Source organism: Levyella massiliensis, assembly GCF_000308275.2.
Lineage (GTDB): Bacteria > Bacillota > Clostridia > Tissierellales > Peptoniphilaceae > Murdochiella > Murdochiella massiliensis_A.
The window spans coordinates 660,723-686,374 of the sequence record NZ_HG529490.1 but is presented as its reverse complement, the minus strand read 5'-3'; the positions used below and the strand labels follow the sequence as shown (position 1 = coordinate 686,374).

The window sequence follows — 25,652 nt, the reverse complement described above, 5'->3', positions numbered from 1 at the left end:
TATGCTAAAAGCAATCTTTGATGTCATCGGTAAGATTAATGATGTGCTCTATTATCCGATACTGATCATTCTTCTGTTGGGCATCGGCCTGTACTTTACCATTCGCTCGGGCTTTTTGCAGGGGCGTCTCTTTAAGGATGCTATTCGCGTAGTGGTTGAAAAACCGGCCGATAAAAATTCCGTCTCCTCCTTCCAAGCCCTCATGGTCTCTACGGCGTCGCGTGTGGGTACCGGCAATATCGTGGGTGTGTCGAGTGCGCTGTGTCTCGGCGGCTACGGTGCCATCTTTTGGATGTGGATCGTTGCTATTATCGGCGGTGCCTCGGCCTTTGTCGAATCCACTTTGGCACAAATCTATAAACGTCGCGATCCGGACGGCGGAAGCTACGGCGGTCCTTCCTATTACATTGAATCGGCACTACACAGTCGCGCCTTGGGTATTGTTTTTGCCATTTCCTTGATCTTAACCTATGCTGTCGGCTTTAATATGCTTGCGGCCTTCAACCTGCAGACCAGCTTTTCCGCTTATGGCTTTTATAATAAAGCGTTGACGCCGTGGATTATCGGCGGCGTATTGGCTCTGATTACGGCCTACTGCATCTTCGGCGGCGGCAAACGCATCATTCAGTTTACCTCGGCCCTGGTTCCCATCATGGGCATCATATTTGTCGTGGTTTCGCTTGTTATGATCTTCATGAATATCGGTTATATGCCCACCGTTTTCGGCCGTATTTTCTCGGATGCGTTCAACTTCAAAGCCATTTTTGGCGGCATTGCGGGCTCCAGCCTGATGTATGGCATTAAGCGCGGCCTCTATTCCAATGAAGCCGGTATCGGTTCTGCGCCGAATGCAGCAGCTGCTGCCAGCGTCAGTCACCCGGTGAAACAGGGTCTGGTACAGATGCTTTCCGTCTTTATCGATACGCTTCTGATTTGCTCCGCAACGGCATTTATGTGCTTAAGCTCCGGCATCGAACCGGCAGAAGCCTTAGATGGTGCTCCCTATGTTCAGCAAGCCGTTTCCACATTCCTTGGAAACTTCGGCGCACCGTTCATCACCTTCTCGTTGGCGCTCTTTGCTTTTACAACCCTCATCGGCAATCTTTTCTATGTGGACAATAACCTTGCCTATATCGCCGGCAAGAAACCAAGCAAAACCTTTATGACGGTCTATCGCATCTTGGCTGTTGTGGTTATCTTCCTCGGTGCGGCGCAGAAAGCAAAATATGCTTGGGCGTTGAGCGATCTTTTAATGGGCGTGATGGCATTGATCAATCTGCCATCCATTTTGATTCTCGGAAAACATGCTATCGCTGCGCTGCATGATTACGAGGTACAACGAAAACAAGGCAAGAATCCGGTCTTCTTGGCCAAAAACATCGGCTTAGATGATTCGAAACTCGACTTCTGGAAATAATAGTAATCCTTTTCAGAAAATCGTGGCGTTTCCGTGTTTCATGCGCGGAAACGCTGCGATTATAATTTTTCTTGCAGAATTGTACTGTGGATGGTACAATCTTATTCACGTGGTTTGACAATTTATGGCGACATAGCCAAGTGGTAAGGCAGAGGTCTGCAACACCTTCACCCCCAGTTCAAATCTGGGTGTCGCCTTTTTCTAAGAGATCCGTTCGGATCTCTTTTTTTGTTTGCTCCTGCGTTTCCAAAGACTTCAGGCATTGTTTTTGCGAAGAGACAGTTGTTTTTTCGCATCCGTACCCGTACGCCTCCTATTTTCTATTTCGTTTCTCGCGTAGGATATGCTTTTTTGGTATGATATTTTATATTTTTCAGAAAGAGAGGTATAGCATGGGGCATCCATTTGAAACATTTGGAAAATACCAGTTCAATCGCAGTGTGATGCGGGATAGACTGCCGAAGCCGGTCTATCAGAAGTACAGAGGGGCAATGAAGCACCAGCAGTTCATCGATCAAATGACCGCCGATGCGATTGCGCATGCGATGAAAACTTGGGCGATGGAACTGGGTGCAACGCATTTTTGCCATTGGTTCCAGCCGTTAAACGGAAGAACGGCAGAAAAGCACGAAGCCTTCATTCAACCGGATCACAATGGCGTGCCGCTTGCGCGCCTCTCCGGCAAGGCTCTGATGAAGGGGGAAACGGATGGCTCGTCATTCCCGAACGGGGGATTGCGCGATACGTTTGAAGCGCGCGGATATACCTTCTGGGATACGAATTCGTATGCCTTTGTGCGTGGAACAACGCTCTACATTCCCAGCGTCTTCATGAGCTACCGTGGCGATACATTGGATTTGAAGATGCCGTTAATTAAGGCACTGGACGCCTTAAGCGCCCAAGCCGTGCGCGTTTTGCATGATCTCGGAAAGACGGATGTGGATTGGGTGGAACCGACGCTGGGATTGGAGCAGGAATTTTTCCTGGTGGAGGCTTCCCAGGCAGCGCATCGCCCGGATCTGAAATTGTGCGGTAGAGCGCTTTTCGGCAGTGAAATGCTGCAGGGTGGCCATTTGCAGGACACCTATTTCCAGGGCATGAATGAGCGTGTACAGCAATACATGAATGAAGTGAATCGTGCTTGTTGGAATTTGGGCATTTATGCCTCCATTGAGCACAATGAAGTATCGCCGGGACAATACGAATTTTCGTCTGTATTTGGCGATGCCATTACGACCGTGGATCAAAACATGGTCGTGATGGACATTTTAGAAAATGTGGCAACACATCATGGCTTCCAGTGCTTACTGCATGAAAAACCGTTTGATGGCCTGAACGGATCGGGCAAACACAGCAATTTTTCCCTGACCACATCGACGGGCGAGAACTTATTTGACCCCGGCGATGAACAGCCGCATGATCTGCGCTTTTTGCTGTTTGTGACAGCCTTTATCGTGGCGGTGGATCGCTATCAGACGCTGCTGCGCATGGCGGCTTCTGATGAAGGCAATGATCATCGCTTGGGTGGCAATGAAGCGCCGCCGGCTATTATTTCCATTAACTTGGGAGAAACGCTGCATGATCTTTTTATTGAATTGGCCAAGACAACAAAGATTCCGAAGGTGAAACTCACCTCAATTTTGGAACCGGTGGTCACGCTGGCGGATCTGTCTATTGAAACGACGGATCGCAATCGCACCTCACCGGTATCTTTCACCGGCAATCGCTTTGAGCTTCGCATGCTCGGTTCGTCGCTCAATGCCTCGGCCATGAACACCTTCCTCTTTGCGGGCATGGCGGAGTCCTTGGAAGAGATTGCTCTGCAATTGGAGTCGTCGGATACTTCTACACCGGAAGCCTTACATGACACCACGATGCAGATTTGCCATCACGCGTTGGAACAGCATCAACGCATCCTCTTTACCGGCGACGGTTATAAGAAGGAATGGGTGGAGGAGTCGAAGCGCCGAGGACTGGAACAGGTGTCCGGCTATTTGGACAGTATTGATGCCATTACGCGAGAAGAGACCGTGCGCCTGTGTGAGCGCTTTGGGGTTTTAAGTCGTGAAGAGCTCGTGGCACGCCGCGAAATTCTTATCGAGCGATTCAACCATTCGGTGGGCTTGCAAGGGCAGGTATTGGCACGCATGGCGACAAAGGGAATATATCCGGCGCTTATGGAATATCAGATTCGTTTGCAAAAAGCTGTCGCCGGCGGCTTGAGCACCTCGTTGGAGAAAAAAGCGAAGGAAAACGCACGACTCATGGATGCCTTGGATGTCGCGAGCACGGCACTCAAAGAATCGTTGAAAAAGGCGGAGGGCATGGATGATGCCAAACGCCAAAGTGTTTGTTATCGCGACGAAGTGCGGGAAGCGATGCGCGCCTTAGAGGATATTTGCAATGAAATTGAAGCGTTTGTACCGGAAGAGTTGCTTCCGTACCCCGCTTCAAGCGTTTTAGTTGTACAATAGGAATAGTATAACTAAAGGAGGTAGGAAGGATGATTCAACCGAGTATTCTGCCGGGATTTATGGAACTACTGCCGGAAGAGCAGGTTCTGTTTGAACACGTCAAGCAGGCCATCGAAAAGACCTATCAACGTTACGGTTTCTGGCCTCTGGATACACCCGCTATCGAAAAAAACGAAATTCTTTTTGCCAAAGGCGGCGGAGAGACGACAAAACAGATTTATCACATCGAGAAGGGAGAAAATTCTGCCGATCAATCGCTACGCTTTGATCTGACGGTGCCTCTGGCGCGCTATGTGGCGCAGCACACTTCTGAGCTTTCGTTCCCGTTCCGTCGTTATCATATTGGAAAAGTCTATCGTGGCGAGCGGAACCAAAAAGGTCGCTATCGCGAGTTTTATCAAGCTGATGTGGATGTCATCGGGCTGGATAACCTCTCGGTGATTAATGATGCCGAGTGCCCTGCGGTCATTTACGACGTATTTCAGGCGTTGGAAATTCCCGGCGTACACATTCATATTAACCATCGCGGCATGTTGAACGGCTTCTTTACCTCGTTAGGGATTCGCGATGCACTGGAAGTCTTGCATGCCATCGATAAATTGGCCAAGATTGGCGCTGATGCAGTGGCGGATCTGTTGGAAATGAACGGCGTCAATCCGAAACAGCAGGAAGAAATTTTCCGCTTCATCGGTCTTACCGATGATCGTCCGGCCGAAGAACGATTGGAAGCCTATGCGGCGTCTTTACCGGATGATGCTCCCGGCGCCGAAGAATTTAAGCAAGGATGGGCCGATCTGCAGACTATCATAAAAGCCATGCAGGGCTTTGGCATGCCGAAAGAATCCATCGTGTTGGATCTTTCCATTACACGCGGCTTGGATTATTACACCGGTGTGGTCTATGAAACCTTTATCGAAGGCTACGAATCCATCGGTTCCGTCGCTTCCGGCGGTCGCTATGATGATCTGGCGTCCAACTTTACAAAACAGAAAATGCCCGGTGTCGGTATTTCGATCGGTCTCACACGCCTGTTCTATCAATTGCGGCAAGCCGATTTGATTCGTCCGAAAAAAGGCGATTATATCACAGCACTCATCATTCCCATGAGCGCGGAGGAACTGGATTTTGCGCTCGAATGTGTGCATGCGCTACGAAAAGAAGGCATTACCGTTCAACTTTATACCGAAACGGGTAGAATGAAAAAGAAATTCTCCTATGCCGATGCCGAAGGCGTACGTTTTACGATCATTCTCGGCGAATCCGAACGCAAGGAGAAGAAGATCAGTTTGAAGAATATGGAAAGTGGAGAACAAACGACAATGACGCTTGCGGAAGCAATTGATATCATGCGCGACGCAAGTGGAAGGGGGAACGAATGAAAGTTTACACGAAGGACGGCAGCGCCCTGGAATTACAGGAGGGTGCAAACGCATTAGATGCCGCCAAGGCCATCAGCCAGGGCTTGGCCCGCAATGCGCTGGCAGCAGAGATTAACGGAGAGGGTGCGGATCTGCGCACCGTTTTGCACAACGGCGATAAAATAGCCATTTGCACCTTTGATGACGAATATGGCCGTCTGGCCTTCCGTCATTCCACTTCGCATTTGATGGCACAAGCCGTGCAGCGCCTTTACCCCGAGGCACGTTTAGCCATCGGACCCGCTATTAAAGAAGGATTCTACTACGATATCGATTTTGGCGATACAGTGCTTACCGATGAAGATCTGCCGAAAATCGAAGCGGAAATGAAAAAAATCGTGAAGGAAAATCCGGACATCACGCGCTTTACGAAATCGCGTGAAGACGCTATTGCTTTCTTCAAGGAAAAACAGGAACCGTACAAAGTGGAGCTGATCGAAGATCTGCCCGAGGATGCGGTCATTAGCTTTTATCAGCAGGGCGATTGGGTAGACCTCTGTGCCGGCCCGCATCTGATGAATTTCCACGGCATTAAGGCGATTAAGCTGACCAGCCTTGCCGGCGCGTATTGGCGTGGCGATGAGCATAATAAGATGCTCACCCGCATTTACGGTACCAGTTTTCCAAAGCAATCCATGCTGGATGACTATCTGGCACGCATTGAAGAGGCTAAAAAACGTGATCACCGTAAGATCGGTAAGGACATGGAGCTCTTTGCCCTCATGGAAGAAGGACCCGGTTTCCCGTTCTTCCTGCCTAACGGCATGCGCCTGAAGAATGCCTTGCTGGATTACTGGCGTGAATTGCACAAAGAGGCAGGGTATCTGGAAATCTCTACACCGACGATTTTGAATCGCCAGCTGTGGGAAACCTCGGGTCACTGGGATCACTATCGTGAAAACATGTATACCACGAAGATCGATGGGGAAGATTATGCGATTAAACCGATGAACTGCCCGGGCGCTATGCTCGTGTACAATTCGAAGCCGCATTCCTATCGTGATCTGCCGCTGCGTTTGGCGGAACTTGGCAATGTCCATCGCCATGAGCTTTCAGGTGCTCTTCACGGCCTTTTCCGTGTGCGCAACTTTACGCAAGACGATGCGCATATTTTCTTAACGCCGGAAATGATCGAGGACGAGATTCGTAAAATTGTGGCATTGATCGACCGTGTCTATTCGAAATTGGGCTTTACGTATTCGATGGAAATCTCGACGCGCCCGGAGGATTCCATGGGCTCGGATGAGGATTGGGAAGTAGCTACCGCCGGTCTTAAGAATGCCTTGGATTCCTTGGGCAAGCCCTATGAAATCAACGAAGGCGACGGCGCCTTCTATGGCCCGAAGATTGACTTTAAGATTGAAGACGTGCTGGGTCGTACCTGGCAATGCGCGACCATTCAGCTGGACTTCCAGCTGCCGCAGCGATTCGGTGCGGAATACATCGGTAAGGATGGCGAAAAGCACCAGCCGGTTCTGATTCACCGCGTGATTTACGGATCCATTGAGCGCTTCATCGGTATTCTTATCGAACAGTTTGCGGGCAACTTCCCCCTGTGGTTGGCCCCGGTACAGGTCGAACTCATACCGGTGAACAATGCGGCTCATGGTGAATATGCGCAACAGATGGCAAGGGAACTCGAAGATCTCGGTGTTCATGTCGACGTGGATCTGCGCGAAGAAACACTGGGCAAAAAGATTCGTGATGCCCAGATTAAAAAATCCTTCCTGCAAATCGTGGTTGGCGACAACGAAATGTCCGAGCATACCGTCAGCGTCCGCATCCATGGCGAAAAAGAAGCCAAGAGTTACGCTTGGGAAGACTTCAAGAACTGGATTACGGAGCAGATTGCAACGCGCGCATAAAGATGGCGCCGCTTGCATGGCACAGTTTGATATTAGGGAAGGCGGCCCGTCGGGTCGCCTTCTTTCGTTTAAAGGAGAAGCAATGATTACGGTCTATGTTATGAAAAGTTGTGGCGATTGTGCGTCTTTATCCGCTCAACTGGAACACAATGACAAATTTTTACGTAAAGATATCGGGGAGGACGTGCGGGTGTTAAAAGAATTTTTGCAGCTGCGCGATCATAAGGATGCCTTTATCGATGTGCGCCTTAAGGGACTGGTCGGCATTCCTTGCTTTGTTCGAGAGGATGGGACGGTAACCCTGGACCCGGAAGAAGTGGGATTATCCACCGGTCCCGATGATGCACCGACTTGCCAATAAGACGAGCGTCTTCTCTAAAATACCCGACCCCTACCCCTTATGGGTATTGCACCGTTTTGTATACTGTTAATGAACCTTAACCTGTGCACGGGAAAAATCATGGCGACTATTGTTTTCGAAATCATTTGGTCGCAAGAAACGGTCGTTTGATGCGATCGTAACATTAACAGAGGAGAAACTATGCAACAAAAAAGAAACAAGGGGCTTGTCCCCGCAGGACGTATTTTAGCTCTTTCACTGGGCATGGCCCTTCTTTTTGCCGGATGTGGTCAAAAAGGGAAACCCGCTACTTCGCAAATGACTTCACAAGAAGAATCGGTTGCGACTTCATCGACAGAGACAAAAGAAAATACAAAAGAAGCTTCTTTACACATTATGGCAGCAACGGATCCGATCTATGACTTTGCCAAAGCCATCGGCGGCGACCGCGTGGCAGTGACGGATCTCATTGAAGGCGAAGCCGATGAACATCATTGGGAACCATCGCCACAGCTGTTAACGCAGATCAATGATTCCGAGCTGTTTCTGGTGAGCGGTGCTGGATTGGAGAACTGGTTGGATGATGTGAAAGCCTCCTTGACGGATAAAGTCAAAGTGTTGGATATGTCAGAAGGGGTGAAGCTTGTCAAGGTGGAAGAACATGAAGACGAGCATGAGCATGAGCATGAAGATGCCGACGCCTCCCATGACGAACACGAAGAACATGAACATCACCATCATCACGGTATCTACGATCCGCATTATTGGCTGAGCCCGAAAGCAGCAGCTAAGCAGGCTGAAAACGTATATAAGGCGATGGTAGCGGCAGATCCGGCCGGCAAAGAAACGTATGATGCCAACTATAAAAAAGTACAGGCAGAATTTGATAGACTGAATAAGGCCTATGAGGAGAAGCTAAAACCCTTTGCGGGCAGATCGGTAATTGTACCGCACGAGGCTTTTGGGTATCTCTTTGATGAATATCAGTTAAAACAGGTTGGTTTGGAAGGAATGCTCGCAGAAGGACAGCCGGATGCGAAAAAGTTGGCGCAAATTGTAGATCTGGCCAAAAAAGAGGGAATTAAGACCATCTTCTACGAAGCCTATGGCGATGATAAAGAAGCGGACGCGATTGCAAAAGAAATTGGAGCAAAGACGGCCCCCCTCTACACCTTGGAAGCAGAATCCAAAGAAGATCGTGAAAAGGGTGAGAATTACTTCACCTTTATGATGAAAAACCTGGATGCCATTGTGGCATCGTTCGGAGGAAAATAATGCAGGAAGTCTATCGGCTGGAGCATGTGCAATTTCAATACGATGCGGATGTTGTACTGGAGGATGCCACGTTTTGTGTGCGTCCGGCGGACTTTGTCGGCATCGTCGGCGAGAACGGGGGAGGGAAAACAACCCTCCTTCGTCTTCTCACGGGAGAATGCAAACCTCTGGCCGGTAGACTTTTTTTCTACGGGCAAGAGGGGGTGCGTGGCCCAGCGATGCGCCGCATCGGCTATGTGCCGCAGATGAATCCAACGACCGGCATGGCGTTTCCGATCAGCTGCCGCGAGGTAGTATCGCTCGGGCTCACGCGCTCCATTGTGCCTCGCTTTTTTTTGAATCGCAGTGAAAAACAAAAAGTGGATGATTCTTTGGCACATCTGGGGGTCGAGGCATTGGCCGATCGCAACTTTCATGCCCTTTCCGGGGGACAGAAGCAGCGCGTTCTTATTGCAAAAGCGCTTGTAGATGCACCGGATGTTTTGCTTTTTGATGAACCGACCGTGGGCATTGATGAAGAGAGCAAGGCACAGTTTGTCAAAACGCTCGATCATATGAATCAGGTGCACGGCATTACGATTCTGGTGGTTACCCATGAACGAGATATCGGCGAAGGGCACTGGAATCGCCTTTTCTGTGTGCAAGAGCATCGCGTTAGGGAGGTGAAGGTATGCTGAAATATGCTTTCATGCAACGCGCCTTTTTAGTAGGCATTCTTTTGGGTCTTATTATTCCGTTAATGGGCGTCGTTGTCGTGAATCGTCGCACCTCCACCATTGGCGATGCGTTGTCCCATTCGTCGCTTGCCGGTATCGGTTTCGGACTCCTTTTTGGTTTTTCTCCGCTGGTCGGATCGGTAATCATGACAATACTCGGCGCATTTTCCATTGAACTCGTGCGTCGTCGCTTTCCCAAAAGCGGTGACTTAGCAACAGCCATGGTGATGTCCGTCGGCGTCGGGCTGGCTTCGATCTTATCCGATGTCGTACCGACTGCCATGAAGTTTGAAACCTATCTTTTCGGCTCCATCGTAACGATTCGTCCGGAGGAAATGTTCTTAAGCCTGGCGATCGGTGTCGCGGTGCTGGTGCTGTTTTTTACGCTTTACTATCCTTTACTCTACATCAGCGTTGATCCGAACGGGGCGCGGCTGACGGGCCTTCCGATGCGCTTGTTGGATACGCTTTTTACCGTCCTATTGGCTATCACCATAGCGATGGCAGCGCGTACGATCGGGGCGCTCATGGTGTCCTCTCTGATGATTCTTCCGGTGGCAACAGCCATGCTTTTTGCGAAAAGCTATCGCCGTGCGGTACTTTTTGCGATGCTTTGTGGTGCGCTTTCCGTCCTTTCCGGACTTACGGTATCCTTTTATATGGGCTTAAAACCGGGTGGGGCCATTGTCCTTATTGGGATCGGCATTTTTCTTCTGTCTCTTTTGGTACAACAGATGCAACGTATTCGAAATCGTAGCGTCTCACGTCCGTAACGTTTTCTAAATTAAGTGAAATTCTTTTCTGAAATCGATTTTTCGCTATTTTATAGCATTAGAAGTGTAAACGGGGTATATTAGCTTTAAGTCGAATTGCTTTTAATCCTTTAAAAGGAGGTAACAATGAAAGCACGTCGTGTCAAAAAGCTTTTTTTGTTGTTCACCCTATTGCTGACCGCTGAATAGCTAAACACTCAATGTATGATGGAAAAGCAATTCAACCTTTTGCGTATCGCACGGTAACGATGGAGGAGGCCCGTTATGGTGTTTTTTGAGTGTAAAAAGTTCATCAAGAAGAAAAACGTTTTCATAATACTCTTTTTTGCGCTCCTATCCGCCGCTTTCGGCATCCTGATGCAAAAACAAGACAATGTTTCGAAATTTCAATTTCGCGTGGTGGAAGATGAATTTGCTCCTTATCCCATGTTTTTGGCAATGAATTCTAGCGAAGTGACCGAAGAACAGAAAACGGCGTATGAAAAAGCAATTCAGTTGAATCCGACGTCTCAGGAATCGGTAATGTTAGAAATGGCATTAAAAGATATGCCATTATCGGATCCGACATATCTCGAACAGTATCATCGCCTGGTTCAATATACCTTGGACGAATTCACGGGGGATTTGAAGCTATATGATGCTATGACGACAAAGAACCCCAAGTTGAAGACCGAGGAGAGCGAAAGACTGGCGGAGATCGGGCGATGGGAAAACTATAAAAATCAAAAAATCGTTTCCGAGGGTCTTCAAGATCCCTATTACCCCACGCATCCGGGCGGGGACAATTTGGTACAAGCGTTTTTGTTTCAGCAGGAAAATATCTTTGGAGTTTGGCAACTCTTGTTTTTCCTTGTATTATTCTCCACCTTTTACTCCAGAGAACGAGAGCAGGGAACCTTATCGCTTTTGCATACCCAAGCGTATTCGCGACGCCATATTCTAAGCGCTAAGGCGGTTGTGATTGCGTTCGGCGTTTTACTATACACGATAGCGGCATTTCTGTTTTTTGTTGCAATCAGTACCCTCCGCGGTATGCCCTTTACCGGCTTTCAAGATATGTATCGCTTTATCACCGGTGAAAAGGCATACACCGTCATTCGCGGATGGCTTCTGCTTCTCCAAGTCATGGGCGTCTTTTTTGTCACCGCTTTCATGGTTGCTCTGTTTGCTTTGTTCTTAAGTACACGCCTATCCGGCGAACAGGCATTGGCTGTGAGCTTAGCTTCTTTTGCCATTCTTTATGTGTTCACCAAAAACACAACATGGTTTAGACACATTGCTAACCCGATTTACGGGGTACAGTCCTTTAATGTGCTCTTAGGGTATTTTGCCCTCCAGACGGATGCAGCAGGCGTTACCACACTAAAACAAGTCCTCGCTTTTCCGTGGTACAAATACGGTCTGTACGTTTTGATGGCTCTGGTTTTCTTCCTTTTGAGCTGCTTTCCTAAGGAGCAGGTTAGCGCCTCGCGTTTTTCGCGGCATACGTGGCGTATTTCTTCACTGCCTGCTTTTGAACAAAAGAAAAGTCTGTTGTCGCAAGGGGCCCTCATTTATGTGTTGGCTTTTGTGATTTTGATCGTCTCCAATTTTTTCATTTTGTCAAGAATCGATCATTACACCGAACTCGAAAATTTGGGGGAACACAATAGTCGATTGGCAGACTATCAAGACAGAATAAAGGAGCAGCAACAAGCGTTAGATGACTTTGATGCCCACATTGCAGCCATGGATTCGTCCAAATGGTCCGAAGAGGACAAAGAAGAGGTGAAGCGGGACCGGGATAATTACGTGGTCGAACTTGAAAACGCCAGAGACCGGCTGGGCTTTTATCAGTCCATGATCACTGCCTACAAAAATAAAGACGGTAAAGAATTCTACGCTCTTGCGGCACGGACGCAACAGATTGAGGGCAACATCGAATATGTGCCCGGCTTAGCCAATGATTTTCCCAGTGATTTTACGACGGCGATGAAACAACAATTGCTGCAAAAAGCATCGGATCAGAATTGTCCGCCGATGTTTTCCTTTGCACCGCATGTTTCTGCCTTAGAGACACATAAGGATCCCTCCTTTATCGAAAAGAATTCCGAAAATGCCGGCTATGCCTCGCATAGTGCAAGTTACTTACCGTTTCGATTGATTCGCAGTCATCAACTGACGCTTTGGATCGACGCTCTTGTGCTCCTGATTGCAGGCATCGGTTACGCCAATGACCGGGAACACGGATCGCAATGCGCTTTTCTTTTCACCAACGGACTCTCGCGCAGACGGTATACGTTGATGAAACTTTTTGCACAATGGGGACTTGGCGTTGCCATTTTACTGATTGGCTTTATATTTGTCACGCTCATCGGCCTTGTGTCCGGCGGCATTGGCGACTATAACTTTCCCGTGACGGTTTATCAAGAGATGGCAACGAAAACCATTCCTATGTGGCATTACTACGTACGCTGGTTTATAGCGATGATCGGCAGTATTACGTTTATCGTTTCTTTGCAGATGGCGTTATCGCTTGTTATTGACAATAAAGCAAAGCTTCTGGGCGCCTTTGGCTTACTTACGGTGATTGGCCTATTGTTCACAGAAGCTTTCGGTCCGCTCAAAAGCCTGAATCCCTTTATCTACTTGAAATCCAATGTCGTTGCGGACCAATCCATCGCCATTATTGCGCATACGAATCTGTTTTCCTATCCGATCGCCCTGGCCGTTCTTTTCGGCTGGTCGCTTCTTTGGATACTCTTGTCATGCAGCTTCGTGAATCGTTTGAAAGTGAAATAGGAGGGAATTATGTCCATTTTAAAAATCGAAAACGTGACGAAAAATTATGGACGTCATGAAGTATTAAAGGGCGTCAACCTTCTTTTGGATAAGCCCGGTATTGTGGCTCTTGTCGGGCCGAACGGGGCAGGGAAGTCCACCCTCTTCAATATCATTTCTAATCTGTTAAAGCCCACCGCCGGCACGATTGAAGTGTTGGGGAAGAAAAACACCGATCCCTCTATATTCTTAGAAGCCTCTTTTTTAAAGGATAACCGGGTGCTTTACGAATACCTGACGGGTCTGGACCATTTGGATTTTATTCGCATCGCCCAGAAACTGCCGAAATCCAGAGTGGATGAAGTTATTGCCAAAATGAATATCCAAACCTATGTGAAGAAAAAAGTCGGCACATATTCCTTGGGCATGAAGCAGCATCTCCTTATCGCAATGGCACTACTCAACAAGCCGAAGCTTTTGATTTTGGACGAGCCGTTAAATGGTCTGGATCCGACATCGGTCATTTTGGTTCGCCGTTTGCTTAAATCCTTAGCGGCGGAGGGCTCCGTTGTTCTTATTTCTTCTCACACCTTAAGTGAGATTGATCAAATGACGGGCAATATCCTTTTTCTGAAGGATGGGCAAATTGTCGAAAGCACCTTTGATGAAAAACTGACGGCGGAAGAAAAGTATTTGAGTATTTTCCCGGAAGAACTGGAGAAAATTGCGCCGTGAGAAGGAAAAGGTGACGACGCAAAAGTGGAAGGGGCAGCCCCAAGAGGTAAACTTTTGGGGCTGCCCCTTCTTCTGTTCCATTCACCGGCCGGGGAACGGCACATTTTAGGCGTCGACGAGGCTTAGGCGTTAACGAGGTTTAAGCGTCGACGAGGTCATTTCGACTTTTCGCTATTTTCTACAAAAGGCACGGTCACGCCCGACACCGGAACGCACTTTTCGACCGTGCCTTTGGGGATTTTTAGCAAAAGGCACGGTCGCCAAGCTCACTTGAATGCACTATTCGACCGTGCCTTTGCCGATATTTTGTAAAAGGCACGGTCGCTTAGCTCACTTGAATGCACTTTTTGACCGTGCCCTTGTCGTTTTTTTGCAAAAGGCACGGTCGCCAAGCTCACTTGAATGCGCCTTTTGACCGTGCCTTTGGGGATTTTTAGCAAAAGGCACGGTCACGCCCGACACGAGAAAGCACTTTTTGACCGTGCCTTTGCCCATTTTTTGTAAAAGGCACGGTCGCGCCCGACACGATAACGCACATTTCGACCGTGCCTTTGTCGTTTTTTTGCAAAAGGCACGGTCGCTTAGCGCACTTGAATGCACTTTTTGACCGTGCCTTTAGCGATTTTTAGCAAAAGGCACGGTCATGCCCGACACCGGAACGCACTTTTCGACCGTGCCTTTGCCGATTTTTTGCAAAAGGCACGGTCGCGCCCGACACAATAACGCACTTTTTGACCGTGCCTTTGCTGATTTTTTGTAAAAGGCACGGTCGCCAAGCTCACTTGAATGCACTTTTTGACCGTGCCTTTGCCGATTTTTAGCAAAAGGCACGGTCGCGCCCGATACGATAACGCGCTTTTTGACCGTGCCTTTGGGGATTTTTAGCAAAAGGCACGGTCGCGTAGCGCACTTGAACTCGTTCTTCGATCACGCCTTTAGCGGGGTTAAATCAGAAGGAGTCGGCCACCGGCCGACGGCAGGCAAGGATAGCGCCGCTCATGCGGGGCCAAGCGGACTCGTCCACCGGTCGACGGTCGCTAGGGAAGAGCGCCGCCATGCGGCGCGGCTCAGAACGTCGCCAGAGGCCACGTTTCTCTTTGCATCACATAAAAAAGCATCGCCACCAAAGTTCACACCATGGCAGCGACGCTCTTCTTTTATTTAGGAAAGTCCTTATTTTACCTGGTTAATTAAAGCCTTGAAGTCTTCCGGATTATGAATGGCCATTTCCGAGAGCATCTTACGGTTGATCGTAATGTTCTGCTTCTTCAGGCCGTTCATGAAGCGGGAGTAGTTCGTTCCGTTTTCGCGGCAAGCTGCGTTAATACGAGCAATCCACAATTGACGGAATTGACGTTTGCGCTGTTTACGTCCGACATAGGCGTACTGCAGGGATTTGATAACCGCCTGCTTAGCCACGCGGTAAAGCTTCGACTTGGCGCCGAAATAGCCCTTTGCTTTGCGCAAAATTTCCTTATGTGTTTTCTTGGCGTTTACGCCACCTTTTACACGTGCCATTACTCAGTCCTCCTTTACCGCGGCAGCATCTTGTCGATGCGCTTCATATCACTTTTGCTGACGACGGTCGACTGACGCAAATGACGAATGCGCTTGCCGGTATACTTGCCGGTCATATGGCTTTTTCCGGAGAAGAAGCGTTTCAGCTGACCGGATCCGGTGCGTTTGAAACGCTTAGCCGAACCGCGATGGGTTTTCATTTTTGCTTTCATGATGACTCCTTAGTTTTCAGTTTTCGGTTCCACCAGCATTACCATGCTGCGGCCTTCCATTTTTGGCTTTTGATCCATCTGTCCAACTTCTTGCACGAAAGAAAAGATCCGTTCCAGGACTTCGCGCCCCTGTTCGGTATGACCCAATTCACGGCCGCGGAAGCGGACACTGACCTTGACCTTATCGCCGCTTTCCAGAATCTCCAAAATCTTTTTGGATTTTGTTTCCAGATCGTGGTCGTCAATGCGCGGACTGAGACGAATTTCTCTGGTCTCACTGTTCTTTTGGTTCTTGCGCTGTTCTTTTTGTTTCTTCAGCGTTTCGTAGCGATACTTTCCGTAGTCCATCAGACGACAGACGGGCGGGTTAGCATTGGGCGAAATGAGAGCCAAATCCAGATGCTGTTCCTCTGCTTGCGCATTGGCGTCTTGGATGGACATGATGCCAAGCTGTTCGCCCAAAGCATCGATCAGTCGCACCTCTTTCGCGCGGATTTGTTCGTTGATAGCCAGTTCCTTAATAGTGCACCTCCTGTTGAACACAAAAAAAAGCGGGCAAAGCCCACTCCAAAACGCAAACTGCGCATTCCTTTTCAGAAATAACCGAAACGCCTGTGGCGGTCGGTGAGAGTGGGGGCTCTTCTTGATCTCTTAGAAGTATAACGAATCATTGGGGTGACGTCAAATATTTTTCTTCTTTTTCTCGGCTTGCGCTATAATGGTCTTTCCACATAAAGGAAAGAGTGCGGTATAATAAAAGATGTCGCAATCCGTTGTAGAAACGGAGACTAGCTGCTTTCCGAAGAAAGGGGGAGCGTATGCCGTTTAGCGCACGATTTCATAAAAAGAATTGGCTCGATCAGTTGAAGGGGAACACCCCTTTGTATTTTCTCATCGGGTATGTGGGCGTCATTTTGGTAGGTACGCTGTTGTTACTGTTGCCAATATCGACGGCGAAAGGCGTCATTCCGGCGCCGGTGAATGCGCTCTTTACGGCTACCTCGGCCGTTTGTGTGACGGGACTTTCGCCGGTGGTGACCGCCGAATACTGGAGTATATTCGGACAGGTGGTGCTCATCCTTCTCATTCAAATCGGCGGTTTGGGCATTATGACGTTTATGGCGATATTCGGATTGCTGACGAATCAGCATTTTTCTATATCCGACCGAAAACGCTTCATGGAAGAGAAGAATCAGAATGAATTAACGGGCATGGTACGCCTGATTAAATTCATCATTATTGCTACATTTTTGATTGAAGGCGTAGGAGCGTTGCTACTAGGGTTTCGATTTGTACCGGTCTACGGATGGGGCAGAGGAATCTGGTTTTCGGTATTTCACGCCATCTCCGCTTTTTGCAATGCCGGCTTTGATATTTTGGGTGCAGCAAGTTTGGTGCCCTATCAAAGTGATCCATTGGTAATGATGACGGTGGCAATGTTAGTCATTGTCTCTGGCATCGGTTATACGGTGTATCTGGATCTTTGGCATGCGCATAAGGGTAGTCGGCTGCACCTGCATTCTAGAATCGTCTTGAGTATGACGGCGTTTCTGCTTGTTGCTGGGACGGTACTCATCTTAATAGCGGAGGCATCCAATCCGGAAACGCTCGGGGCCATGTCGGAACCGGTAAAAGTGCTGAATGCCTTTTTCCAATCGGTGACAACGCGTACGGCCGGCTTTTATAGTTTTGCCCAGGAAAAAATGTCACAGGCAGCAAGTATCACATCCATCTTTTTAATGTTCATCGGCGGCTCACCGACCGGTACCGCCGGCGGTTTGAAGACAACCACCATGGTCGCGTTATTGCTGGGCATGGTAGCGTCGCTGAGGTCCTCGCGTGACACATCTATCTTCCATCGCACTATTGCAAAAAATGTTGTGTACAGTGCGCTTGTTCTGTTTGCTCTGTCCATTTTTTGGAACCTTTTGGTTCTGTTCCTGCTGACGTTTTCGGATTCGCATATCGCTTTAGGAGATTTGCTGTTTGAGACGATTTCCGCCTTTGGTACGGTGGGGTTGACGCGCAATGTCACCGGCGTACTGAGCACGGTGGGGAAACTCTTGATCAGTGCAACGATGTTATTTGGAAAACTTGGTCCTTTGACACTGCTTCATGCGCTGGTGCCAAAGGCGCGATTGCAAAACAATCGCTTGGCGGAAGAGCGCATTATCATAGGCTAGCCGCATTTGTAGCATTGCTATATAAGGAGAAAAGTATGGACAAGAAAAATAGATCTTATGCCGTGATCGGCTGTGGCCGTTTCGGGCGTAGTCTTGCACTGGAGCTTGCAAAGTTAGGAAAAGAGGTATTGGCAGTGGATGCCAATCCCGAGCTAGTCAATGAATTAGCAGAAGGTGTGACCGTGGCCGTGCAAGCTGATGTGACACAGGAAGGGGCGCTTGACGGTATCGGTTTGAGTAACGTTGATGTGGCGATTATAGCGATGAGTGGTAATTTTGAAGCATCTGTCATGGCAACGACAATTTGCCGCGAGAAGGAAATTCCCGAGATTATTGCGAAAGCCAAGGATACCCGTCATGGGCGCATTTTGCATCGTATGGGAGCTATGAAAGTGATTTTACCGGAACGCGAGCAAGGTATACGCCTAGCGCATACCTTGACAGACAGTTCGATCTACGAACATTTGCGCATGTCCGAAGATTTTTCCATGGAAGAATTTCCGGTACCGAACACATGGATCGACCAGAGCGTTGGTGACTTGGATATCCGTAAGAGTCTGGATATCAGTATTGTTGCCATCATGCGTGATGAAGGTCTTGTGATCAATCCGGGGCCGGATGAGCAATTTCATGCCGAAGATATCGTCTATGCCTTGGGACCGAATGAAGCGTTTGAAGGGTTGGACAAATGGGTGAAACTACGAGAGTAATAAAACGCATTGATAGTGACAAAAATGCGAGCTATAAGCAATGGCTGAAATTAAAAACAGCACATGGTCGAAAAAAAGAGGGACGTGTCTTGCTGGAAAGCCGTAAACTGGTGGCGGAAGCCCTGGATGTCGGAAAAACCGTGGACGTTTTGATCGTGGAAGAGGGTAAAGAAAACGCACTCGAATCGATGCTGGCTTATTGCCGCATTTTTACTGTCAATGGCAATGCCAACCTGCCGCCACAGGTGGTCTTGGCGTCATCGCTATTTCGGAAATTATCCGTAATGGAGCAACCCGATGGCATTTTGGCTGTGTTATGCATGGATCAGCCGGATGCTATGCCGTCCATGAAAAGCGGACGCTGGCTTTTACTGGATCACTTGCAGGATCCGGGGAATGTCGGTACTCTGTTAAGAAGCGCTGAAGCCTTCGGCTTTACGCATATCGTATCGCTGGCGTCAGCAGATTTTGCAAGCGAAAAGGTCTTACGCGCTTCCATGGGTGCAGCGTTACGTCTGCATCTGTATCATGCAGACGAGGGAAGCGTTAACGGTTGGAAAAAACGGGGCACGATCCCTTGGATCGGCGCTGATCTTGAAGGACAAGCCATCGATGCATTTGCCTTTCCGAACGATTTTGTGCTGGTCATCGGTAACGAAGGCCGAGGATTATCGCCGGAAGTAGCGGATGCCATGGACGCCTTTGTCACCATTCCCATGCAGGGCGGCGGCGAATCGCTCAATGCGGCCGTTTCCGGGTCCATCTTGATGGCGTGGGCGGCCCTTCAACCATCAGAAAAACGGCATAGTAATCCGCAATAAGAAGATAGAGGAAGAGAGGAAATTATGTTAGAGCAGCTGGAGATACTCCGTTCAGAGGCACTCGAACGCATCAAGAATGCCCCCTCACAGGAAGCATTGGAACAGGAGCGCGTTAGCTATTTAGGTAAAAAAAGTCCGTTAACGGATGTATTGAAGAACATTCGCTCTTTGGATCCGGAAGAACGCAAAGCCGTGGGACAGCGCGCGAATCAGGTGAAGCAAGAGATTCACGAAGCGATTCGGGATCGCAAGGAAAATTTGATGGAAGAAGCCAGCGTTTTGTCGCATCCATTGGATTTAACGCGTCCGGGACTGCCCGTGGGGCGTGGTGCCTTACACCCGATTACGCAGATGATGTACGACTTAAACGATGCTTTTCAGTCCATGGGCTTTGAGATCTTTAGTGAAGATGATATCTCCAGCGAAAAATATGCCTTTGATAATTTGAATTTCCCGCCGAATCACCCGGCACGCGAATCCATGGATACGTACTGGTTGGCGGGTACGGAGCACGAACATGGCGCGAAGCGCTTGGCTCTGCGCCCGCATCTGACGGGGGCATCGGTGCGCTATTTGCTGAAACACGGTGCACCGGCACGCTTTATCTATCCGGGCAGCGTCTATCGTAACGAGACGACGGATGCTCGTCATGAACGCGCCTTTACGCAATATGAAGCGTTGATGGTTGAGAAAGACTTTTCCTTTGCCTCCGGCAAATTGCTCATCGATACAATTTTGGAGAAGGTCTTTGGCCATCCGATTCGTACGCGTATGCGCGCCGGCTTCTTTCCCTTTGTGGAACCGGGCTTTGAAATTGATATGGAATGCCAAGTTTGCCATGGCAAAGGCTGCCGCACCTGTCATAATGCCGGCTGGATTGAAGTCATGCCGGGCGGTTCACCGCATCCCAATGTGTTGCGTGCTGCCGGCTTAGATCCTTCGGTGTGGTCAGGTTTTTATATCAATATCGGCTTGGACCGTTTGGTGATGATGCGCTATGAAGTGGATGATGTACGCCTGTTCCATAGCAATGATCTGCGCTTCCTGAAACAATTCCACTAAGGAGGAACCATGAAACTTTCCTATAACTTATTGAAGCAATATGTGGCGCTGCCGGACGATCTGACGATGGAGCAGCTGGCCTATGATTTAACCATGCGTACCGTCGAAGTGGAAGGAACGACCAATCTCGCCGAGCAATATGAGCACATTGTTGCCGGTAAAATCCTCTCTGTCGCTCCGCATCCGGATGCCGATCGGTTGCGCATTGTTCAGGTGGATGTCGGCCCTGAAGGGAAACAGCAGATTGTCTGCGGCGGCAGCAATTTATATGAAGGCCATTATGTGGCAGTCACGTTGCCCGGTGCCCATGCCGTTTGGCATGGCGAAGGCGAGCCTGTCTTAATTGAGGCTGCCGCGCTTCGCGGCGTGGATTCCTATGGCATGATTGCGGCAGCATCGGAAATCGGCCTTGACACGTTGTTCCCGACCGACGAGCCGCACCATATTTTAGACTTGACAGAAGAAGGGATCGAAGAGGAAGTGACCCTGAAACCGGGCATGCCGCTGGCGGAGGTCTTGGGTCTTAATGATGAAGTCTTGGAGATTGAAAACAAATCCATCACGAATCGTCCTGATCTTTGGGGCCATTACGGCATTGCCCGTGAATTGGCAGCAATTTATCACACGACCTTAAAACCAATGGATGTACCGGCGATGGCGGATGTACCGACTTATCCTGTGCAGATAGAAGCACCGGAACTGTGCAGTCGCATGATGGCCGCGCACTATACTGGGGTGGACACACGCCGTGCACCGCTTTGGATGCGCGCCCTCTTAATGAAATGCGATATTCGTCCGATTACGGCACTGGTTGATATGACCAACTTCGTAATGATTGTCTACGGTCAACCGACCCATGCCTATGATGCCAACCATATTGAAGGCGGCTTGGTGGCGCGTCGTGCCGGCAATGGAGAAGCCTTGGAACTGTTGGATGGTAAGGAACTCTCTTTATCGTCGGAGGATCTGGTGATTGCCGATTATAAAAAGGCACTCGGCCTTGCCGGAGCAATGGGGGGAAAGCTTGACTCCATCGGGCATGAAACGCAAGAAACCGTGCTTGAGATTGCGAACTTTAATCCGGCAACCATTCGTAAAACAGCGCAGAAGTTTGCAATTCGCACGGAGGCGTCTTCTCGCAATGAGAAGGGCATCGATTCAGAGCGTATTGATCCCACCTATGGTCTGTGGCAAAAACTGATGAAGCAAATTTTCCCGGATGCTGCGCTGGTGGCCTATGCCAATGTAGCAAAAAAGGAAACCGAGAAAGCAAAGATTACCCTGTCTCTTGAATGGCTGATTCGCCGTTTAGGACGCTCTCTGACGATACAAGAACTGCACGAAACGCTGGAGCCGTTGGGCTTTGTCTTGGAAGCAAAAGGCACGAATGCGGAGAATGGCGAACATCTGCTTGAGGTGACGGCCCCAACATGGCGTTCCACCGGCGATATTTCGTTGCCGGACGATATCTTGGAAGAAGTGGCCCGCATGATCGGTTACGAGAATTTCGAGCGCATTTCTCCGACGATTACTTTAACGGGGGCATTGCATCAGCCGCAAATCGGCTTGGATCGCCGCTTACGTGAATATCTGGCTTTTGCTTGCGGTTTTCAGGAGTTGACTTCTTATCCGTGGGTGAAAGAAGAGTATGCGTTGCTCGCCGGGGTGAAGCCGGACGAGCCCGTTCTCTTGGAACAGGCACCGGCGCCGGATCAGACCGGCCTGCGCACCACGCATGTTCCAAATATCATTGAAGCGATCGTGAAAAATGTTCGTTTCTACGATGCCTTCCGTATTTTTGAAGTTGGACAGGTGTATGCCCATGGCGCGATGAGCCCCTCTTCGTCGGATGAGGTGTTACCGGCCATGCATCGCGAGTTGGCTGGCGCTGTGGTAGGAACGGATCCGGAAGAACTTTTCTACACCGTGAAAGGTGTTTTGGAGGGGGTTGGTCAAGCCATTCAGACGCCGAGCTTCTCTTTCGCACAGGCAGAAAAACCGGCGTGGGCAGATAAAAATGCATGGCTTACCATCAAAGTTGGTGACAAAGCCATTGGTGTCATGGGACTGCTGTCCATTAAAACGAAGGCTCGCGCTGATCTGAAGTTCCAAGACGCCTGCCTCTTTGTCCTGAATCTGGAGGAACTGAAAGCTTTCGATTCGCGCACCAATCATTTTGAACATCTGCCGCAGTATCCGCATGTGTACCAAGACCTTTCCTTGCTCGTCAAAGAGGAGAGCACTTGGAAGGATATGGAAAAAACCATTGGGGATCGCGCGGTTTCCATCACGTTTGTGGATGAATATCGCGGCAAGCAGATTCCGGAAGGTCATAAATCGGTTACATTGCGCGTCGAATTGGCATCCGAAGAAGGTACGCTCACAGCAGAAGAGATCAATGCGAAGATGAAGGACATTCGCGAAGCTCTGGCCGATGCTGGCGCCACACTGCGTGCACAATAAGGAAGGGGTCGACATGGCAGAACGGAATCGATTGGAAGTGAAAATTTTTGGCAATGATTATGTACTGCACAGTTCGCGTCCGGACGAAGAGATGCGCGCTGTGGTGGATTTTGTCAAAAAGCAGATTGACGATGCGGCCTCTACGCAGACGCGCTATAACAAGACAATGCAGGTGACATTGGCCTGTATCAATGTAGCCGATGCGTATTTTCAGGAGAAAACACAATCCGACGAAGCAAAAAAACAGATTTCAGCGCGCGAGAGTCATGAAGCGGAGTTGAAGAAGGAAATACGCGATCTGCAACAGAAGCTGGAGCAGGCGCAAAAGGAATGCAGAGCACAAAAAGGGGAAGCGGACGCGGTACGCAAGAATTTAGAGGAATCGGAAAACAAGCGCCTGGAGCTGGCAAAACAATTTCAGGAATTCCAGAGGACGCATCGATGAAAATGCCGGAAATTTTGGCCCCTGCCGGGAATAGGGAAATGGCACAAGCTGCCTTTGCAGCGGGATGTGATGCTATTTACGTGGGCGCCAAGCAATTCGGCGCACGCGCCTATTCTAAGAATTTCGAGCAAGATGAGCTCATTGCATTGATCGGAGAAGCCCATTGGCGCGGCGTTAAAGTATTTTTAACCGTCAATACCCTTTTGAAGGAAGAGGAAATGGAGGACGCACTGGCTATGGTGCGTCCTTTGGCTGCTGTCGGCCTGGATGCGGTTATTCTTCAAGATTTGGGACTGACGGCTCGTTTGCGTAAAGAACTGCCGCATTTGGAACGCCATGCCTCAACACAATTATCCGTTACATCTCTAGCCGGTGCAGAAGTCTTAAAAGCTATCGGCTTTACTCGCGTTGTGTTGGGACGGGAAACATCTCATGAAGAGGCGCAGCGTATCATCGATGAGACAGGCCTTGAGGTCGAAATCTTTGCGCATGGTTCTCTTTGTGTCTCGGTTTCCGGACAATGCCTTCTCAGCGCCTTTTCCGGCGGCCGCAGCGGCAATCGTGGCTGCTGCGCCCAACCCTGTCGTAAGAGCTATACCTTAGAGCGTCCCGATGGCACCGTTCTCGGCAAGGAAAATACGTATCTCAGTCCGCGGGATTTGATGACCTTGGACGAGGCAACCACCTTTGCCACCATGGGCGTTAATGCGTTAAAAATTGAAGGACGCATGAAAAAGCCGGAATATGTATTTGCGGCGGTACGCGCCTATCGTGCTGCGCTTTGCGGCGAAGAAACGCATGCCGATGCCCTGCGTCTCATGACCAATCGTCCTTTCACTAAGGGCTTTATCTTTCATGATTTTGGCGTGGACTATACTTTCGATCAACATCAGCCTACCGGGGAAGCCGTAGGTAACATTTGTCGGATGAAGAACGGCAAACTTGCTTTGCATCCGACACGTGCGCTTTATTCCGGCGATATGCTGCGTCTGCAGGGCAAACGCGGTGCTTTTCCTTATACCGTGCAACAAACCATGAACGCAGGCGAAAGCCTTCTTTTCTCACAAAATGATATGCCGATCGGATCAACGGTGTACCGCGTCTATACGGAATCGGTGCGAAACGATCTTACAGCGGCGCTGGCTGCCGACGAAGCACATCCAAAAACCGCTCCGCTTTCTATGACTGTATTCCTAATGCCCGGTAAGCCCTTATGCGTACAGGCAAAAAGCGGCGATTGCGTCATGCAGTGGGAGGGAGCCGCCGTCGAACAGGCTCGTAATCGGAGTCTGGATCAGGAAACGGTGGAGCGTTCATTTCGCAAGGTGGGAGATACGCACTTTTCTCTGGATAGTTTGACAATTCACTTAGAGGATGGTTGTTTTGTGCCGGTCAGTTTGCTTAATGCCGCTCGCCGCGATGCACTGGAGGCCCTCTGGCATTCTCTCACGGGTAAAGCACTGACAGCCGAGAAGGAAGACGCGGATACGCCTTTTTCCGACGATTTTTTTAATGCTACGTTTCCAAAGCTTTCATCTTCTGCCACAAAACCGTCTGCTGAAAAACCACGTATGTTATTGGAAACAGCACGGGGACCGGAGGCTTTTACGGCGCACCTTTCCCGCATTTCCCGTGTCTTGTTAAAAGACTTGCGTCTTGCAAAGCGTTGGCGAGAAGCGGGCGTTTTTGTCGAATGGGATTTTCCGCAATTGCAGGAAACGGAGGCGGCGTATCAACGCTGGAAGGAAGCGGAAGCGCTCGGCTTTCCCTTTGATGGCATTTATGCACGCACAGTAAACGAGTTGGGGCATGCGCTTCATGGCATGTCACGCTTTTCAAAATCGGTACCGCTGGCACTGGGCCCGGGCTTTAATCTGTGCAACTCCGATGCCTTTTACGAAGTGTGGCGTTGGGCGGAAAAGTGGCCCATCTCTCGTGTCGCGCTTTCTTTGGAGTGTACATCAGAAGAAGGCGTTATCTTCCCGCTGAATGGGCCGGCGCTTGAAATGTTAGCCGAAGGACCGGCACCGGGGATGCTGTTAAAGCACTGTCCGTGTTCCTTACTCAAGGGTTGCCATGATGATAGCGAATGTGCGCACTGCGCCTATCAAAAAAACGTGTGTCTTGTCGATGCCTTCGGGAAACGCTCTATGGTGCGGCATTACGGCTACACGGAGCTTCTTTCGCCGCGGTATTTGAATTTACGAGAGGTACAGCCTCTCTACGAGCGTCTGCAACCGGCTTGGCTACGCGTGGTGGATGAAGGGGAAGGAAGCAACGAGTTTCTCGAGCAGTGGTAAGGAAAGTCGATTCCTCCTTATCTTGACAAACGTTTTTTCTTGGGCTACCATTTATTAGCACGTCTTTACCTAGACGTGGCACAATGTGTTAGCAAACACTAACAGAAAAGATGACACCCTTTCGCCTTTCGAGGGGCACCTCTCTGACAGTTAGTTATAGCTAAC

The 25,652-nt window shown here is 49.5% G+C and carries 20 protein-coding genes and 1 tRNA gene; 18 read left to right on the top strand and 3 right to left on the bottom strand.

The window, feature by feature from the left end; genetic code table 11:
- The first annotated feature begins 1 nt into the window (after position 1).
- The 11 genes from BN98_RS03155 (at position 2) to BN98_RS03105 (ending at position 13,773) form a co-directional block, all read left to right on the top strand.
- Positions 2-1,417, top strand: coding sequence for an alanine/glycine:cation symporter family protein (locus BN98_RS03155; RefSeq protein WP_019189775.1), 1,416 nt, complete (start codon positions 2-4; stop codon positions 1,415-1,417).
- Between the two features lie 126 nt (positions 1,418-1,543).
- A tRNA-Cys gene (locus tag BN98_RS03150) sits at positions 1,544-1,614 on the top strand.
- 195 nt (positions 1,615-1,809) lie between these two features.
- Positions 1,810-3,891, top strand: a complete 2,082-nt coding sequence (locus BN98_RS03145; protein WP_040942519.1) for a glutamine synthetase III domain-containing protein — start codon at positions 1,810-1,812, stop codon at positions 3,889-3,891.
- Between the two features lie 29 nt (positions 3,892-3,920).
- Positions 3,921-5,270: a histidine--tRNA ligase gene (gene hisS / locus BN98_RS03140; RefSeq protein WP_019189777.1), complete on the top strand. Its 1,350-nt coding sequence runs from the start codon at positions 3,921-3,923 to the stop codon at positions 5,268-5,270.
- Positions 5,267-7,174: a threonine--tRNA ligase gene (thrS, locus tag BN98_RS03135; protein ID WP_019189778.1), complete on the top strand. Its 1,908-nt coding sequence runs from the start codon at positions 5,267-5,269 to the stop codon at positions 7,172-7,174. Before hisS ends, thrS begins: the two co-directional genes overlap by 4 nt.
- Positions 7,175-7,256: 82 nt before the next feature.
- On the top strand, positions 7,257-7,535 hold the full coding sequence (locus BN98_RS03130) for a hypothetical protein (protein ID WP_019189779.1): 279 nt from the start codon (positions 7,257-7,259) through the stop codon (positions 7,533-7,535).
- A gap of 180 nt (positions 7,536-7,715) precedes the next feature.
- Positions 7,716-8,789, top strand: coding sequence for a metal ABC transporter substrate-binding protein (locus BN98_RS03125; protein ID WP_019189780.1), 1,074 nt, complete (start codon positions 7,716-7,718; stop codon positions 8,787-8,789).
- A complete protein-coding gene (locus BN98_RS03120; RefSeq protein WP_019189781.1) occupies positions 8,789-9,466 on the top strand; it encodes a metal ABC transporter ATP-binding protein in 678 nt (225 codons plus the stop codon). The genes BN98_RS03125 and BN98_RS03120 overlap by 1 nt, the downstream gene beginning before the upstream one ends.
- On the top strand, positions 9,460-10,278 hold the full coding sequence (locus BN98_RS03115) for a metal ABC transporter permease (protein WP_019189782.1): 819 nt from the start codon (positions 9,460-9,462) through the stop codon (positions 10,276-10,278). The genes BN98_RS03120 and BN98_RS03115 overlap by 7 nt, the downstream gene beginning before the upstream one ends.
- A 264-nt stretch (positions 10,279-10,542) precedes the next feature.
- Complete coding sequence (locus tag BN98_RS03110; RefSeq protein ID WP_019189783.1) at positions 10,543-13,059, top strand: ABC-2 transporter permease; 2,517 nt, start codon at positions 10,543-10,545, stop codon at positions 13,057-13,059.
- A 9-nt stretch (positions 13,060-13,068) separates the two neighbouring features.
- Positions 13,069-13,773 carry an ABC transporter ATP-binding protein gene (locus BN98_RS03105; RefSeq protein ID WP_019189784.1) on the top strand — a complete coding sequence of 235 codons (705 nt, stop codon included), beginning with the start codon at positions 13,069-13,071 and terminating at the stop codon, positions 13,771-13,773.
- Positions 13,774-14,946: 1,173 nt separating this feature from the next.
- Here the strand turns inward: BN98_RS03105 and rplT are convergent.
- The 3 genes from rplT to infC are packed head-to-tail and all read right to left on the bottom strand — an operon-like array spanning position 14,947 to position 16,025.
- Positions 14,947-15,291 carry a 50S ribosomal protein L20 gene (gene rplT, locus BN98_RS03095; RefSeq protein ID WP_019189786.1) on the bottom strand — a complete coding sequence of 115 codons (345 nt, stop codon included), beginning with the start codon at positions 15,289-15,291 and terminating at the stop codon, positions 14,947-14,949.
- A gap of 14 nt (positions 15,292-15,305) precedes the next feature.
- Positions 15,306-15,503, bottom strand: a complete 198-nt coding sequence (gene rpmI / locus BN98_RS03090; RefSeq protein WP_019189787.1) for a 50S ribosomal protein L35 — start codon at positions 15,501-15,503, stop codon at positions 15,306-15,308.
- A gap of 9 nt (positions 15,504-15,512) precedes the next feature.
- Positions 15,513-16,025 (bottom strand): translation initiation factor IF-3, encoded by a 513-nt coding sequence (gene infC, locus BN98_RS03085; RefSeq protein ID WP_040942662.1) that lies wholly within the window; start codon positions 16,023-16,025, stop codon positions 15,513-15,515.
- Positions 16,026-16,321: 296 nt separating this feature from the next.
- Here infC and BN98_RS03080 point away from each other — a divergent pair, with 296 nt between their 5' ends.
- The 7 genes from BN98_RS03080 to BN98_RS03050 are packed head-to-tail and all read left to right on the top strand — an operon-like array spanning position 16,322 to position 25,487.
- Entirely contained in the window at positions 16,322-17,686 is a 1,365-nt protein-coding gene (locus BN98_RS03080; RefSeq protein WP_019189789.1) for a TrkH family potassium uptake protein, read from the top strand.
- 35 nt (positions 17,687-17,721) lie between these two features.
- Positions 17,722-18,396 carry a potassium channel family protein gene (locus BN98_RS03075; RefSeq protein ID WP_019189790.1) on the top strand — a complete coding sequence of 225 codons (675 nt, stop codon included), beginning with the start codon at positions 17,722-17,724 and terminating at the stop codon, positions 18,394-18,396.
- Complete coding sequence (locus BN98_RS03070; RefSeq protein WP_019189791.1) at positions 18,375-19,217, top strand: TrmH family RNA methyltransferase; 843 nt, start codon at positions 18,375-18,377, stop codon at positions 19,215-19,217. Before BN98_RS03075 ends, BN98_RS03070 begins: the two co-directional genes overlap by 22 nt.
- Positions 19,218-19,241: 24 nt before the next feature.
- The gene (locus tag BN98_RS03065; RefSeq protein WP_019189792.1) at positions 19,242-20,279 is read left to right on the top strand and encodes a phenylalanine--tRNA ligase subunit alpha; all 1,038 of its coding nucleotides are present in this window, start codon (positions 19,242-19,244) and stop codon (positions 20,277-20,279) included.
- Positions 20,280-20,288: 9 nt separating this feature from the next.
- Positions 20,289-22,742 carry a phenylalanine--tRNA ligase subunit beta gene (gene pheT / locus BN98_RS03060; protein ID WP_019189793.1) on the top strand — a complete coding sequence of 818 codons (2,454 nt, stop codon included), beginning with the start codon at positions 20,289-20,291 and terminating at the stop codon, positions 22,740-22,742.
- 13 nt (positions 22,743-22,755) lie between these two features.
- Positions 22,756-23,187, top strand: a complete 432-nt coding sequence (locus BN98_RS03055; RefSeq protein WP_019189794.1) for a cell division protein ZapA — start codon at positions 22,756-22,758, stop codon at positions 23,185-23,187.
- Positions 23,184-25,487 (top strand): peptidase U32 family protein, encoded by a 2,304-nt coding sequence (locus BN98_RS03050; RefSeq protein WP_019189795.1) that lies wholly within the window; start codon positions 23,184-23,186, stop codon positions 25,485-25,487. The genes BN98_RS03055 and BN98_RS03050 overlap by 4 nt, the downstream gene beginning before the upstream one ends.
- The last annotated feature ends 165 nt before the right edge of the window (positions 25,488-25,652 follow it).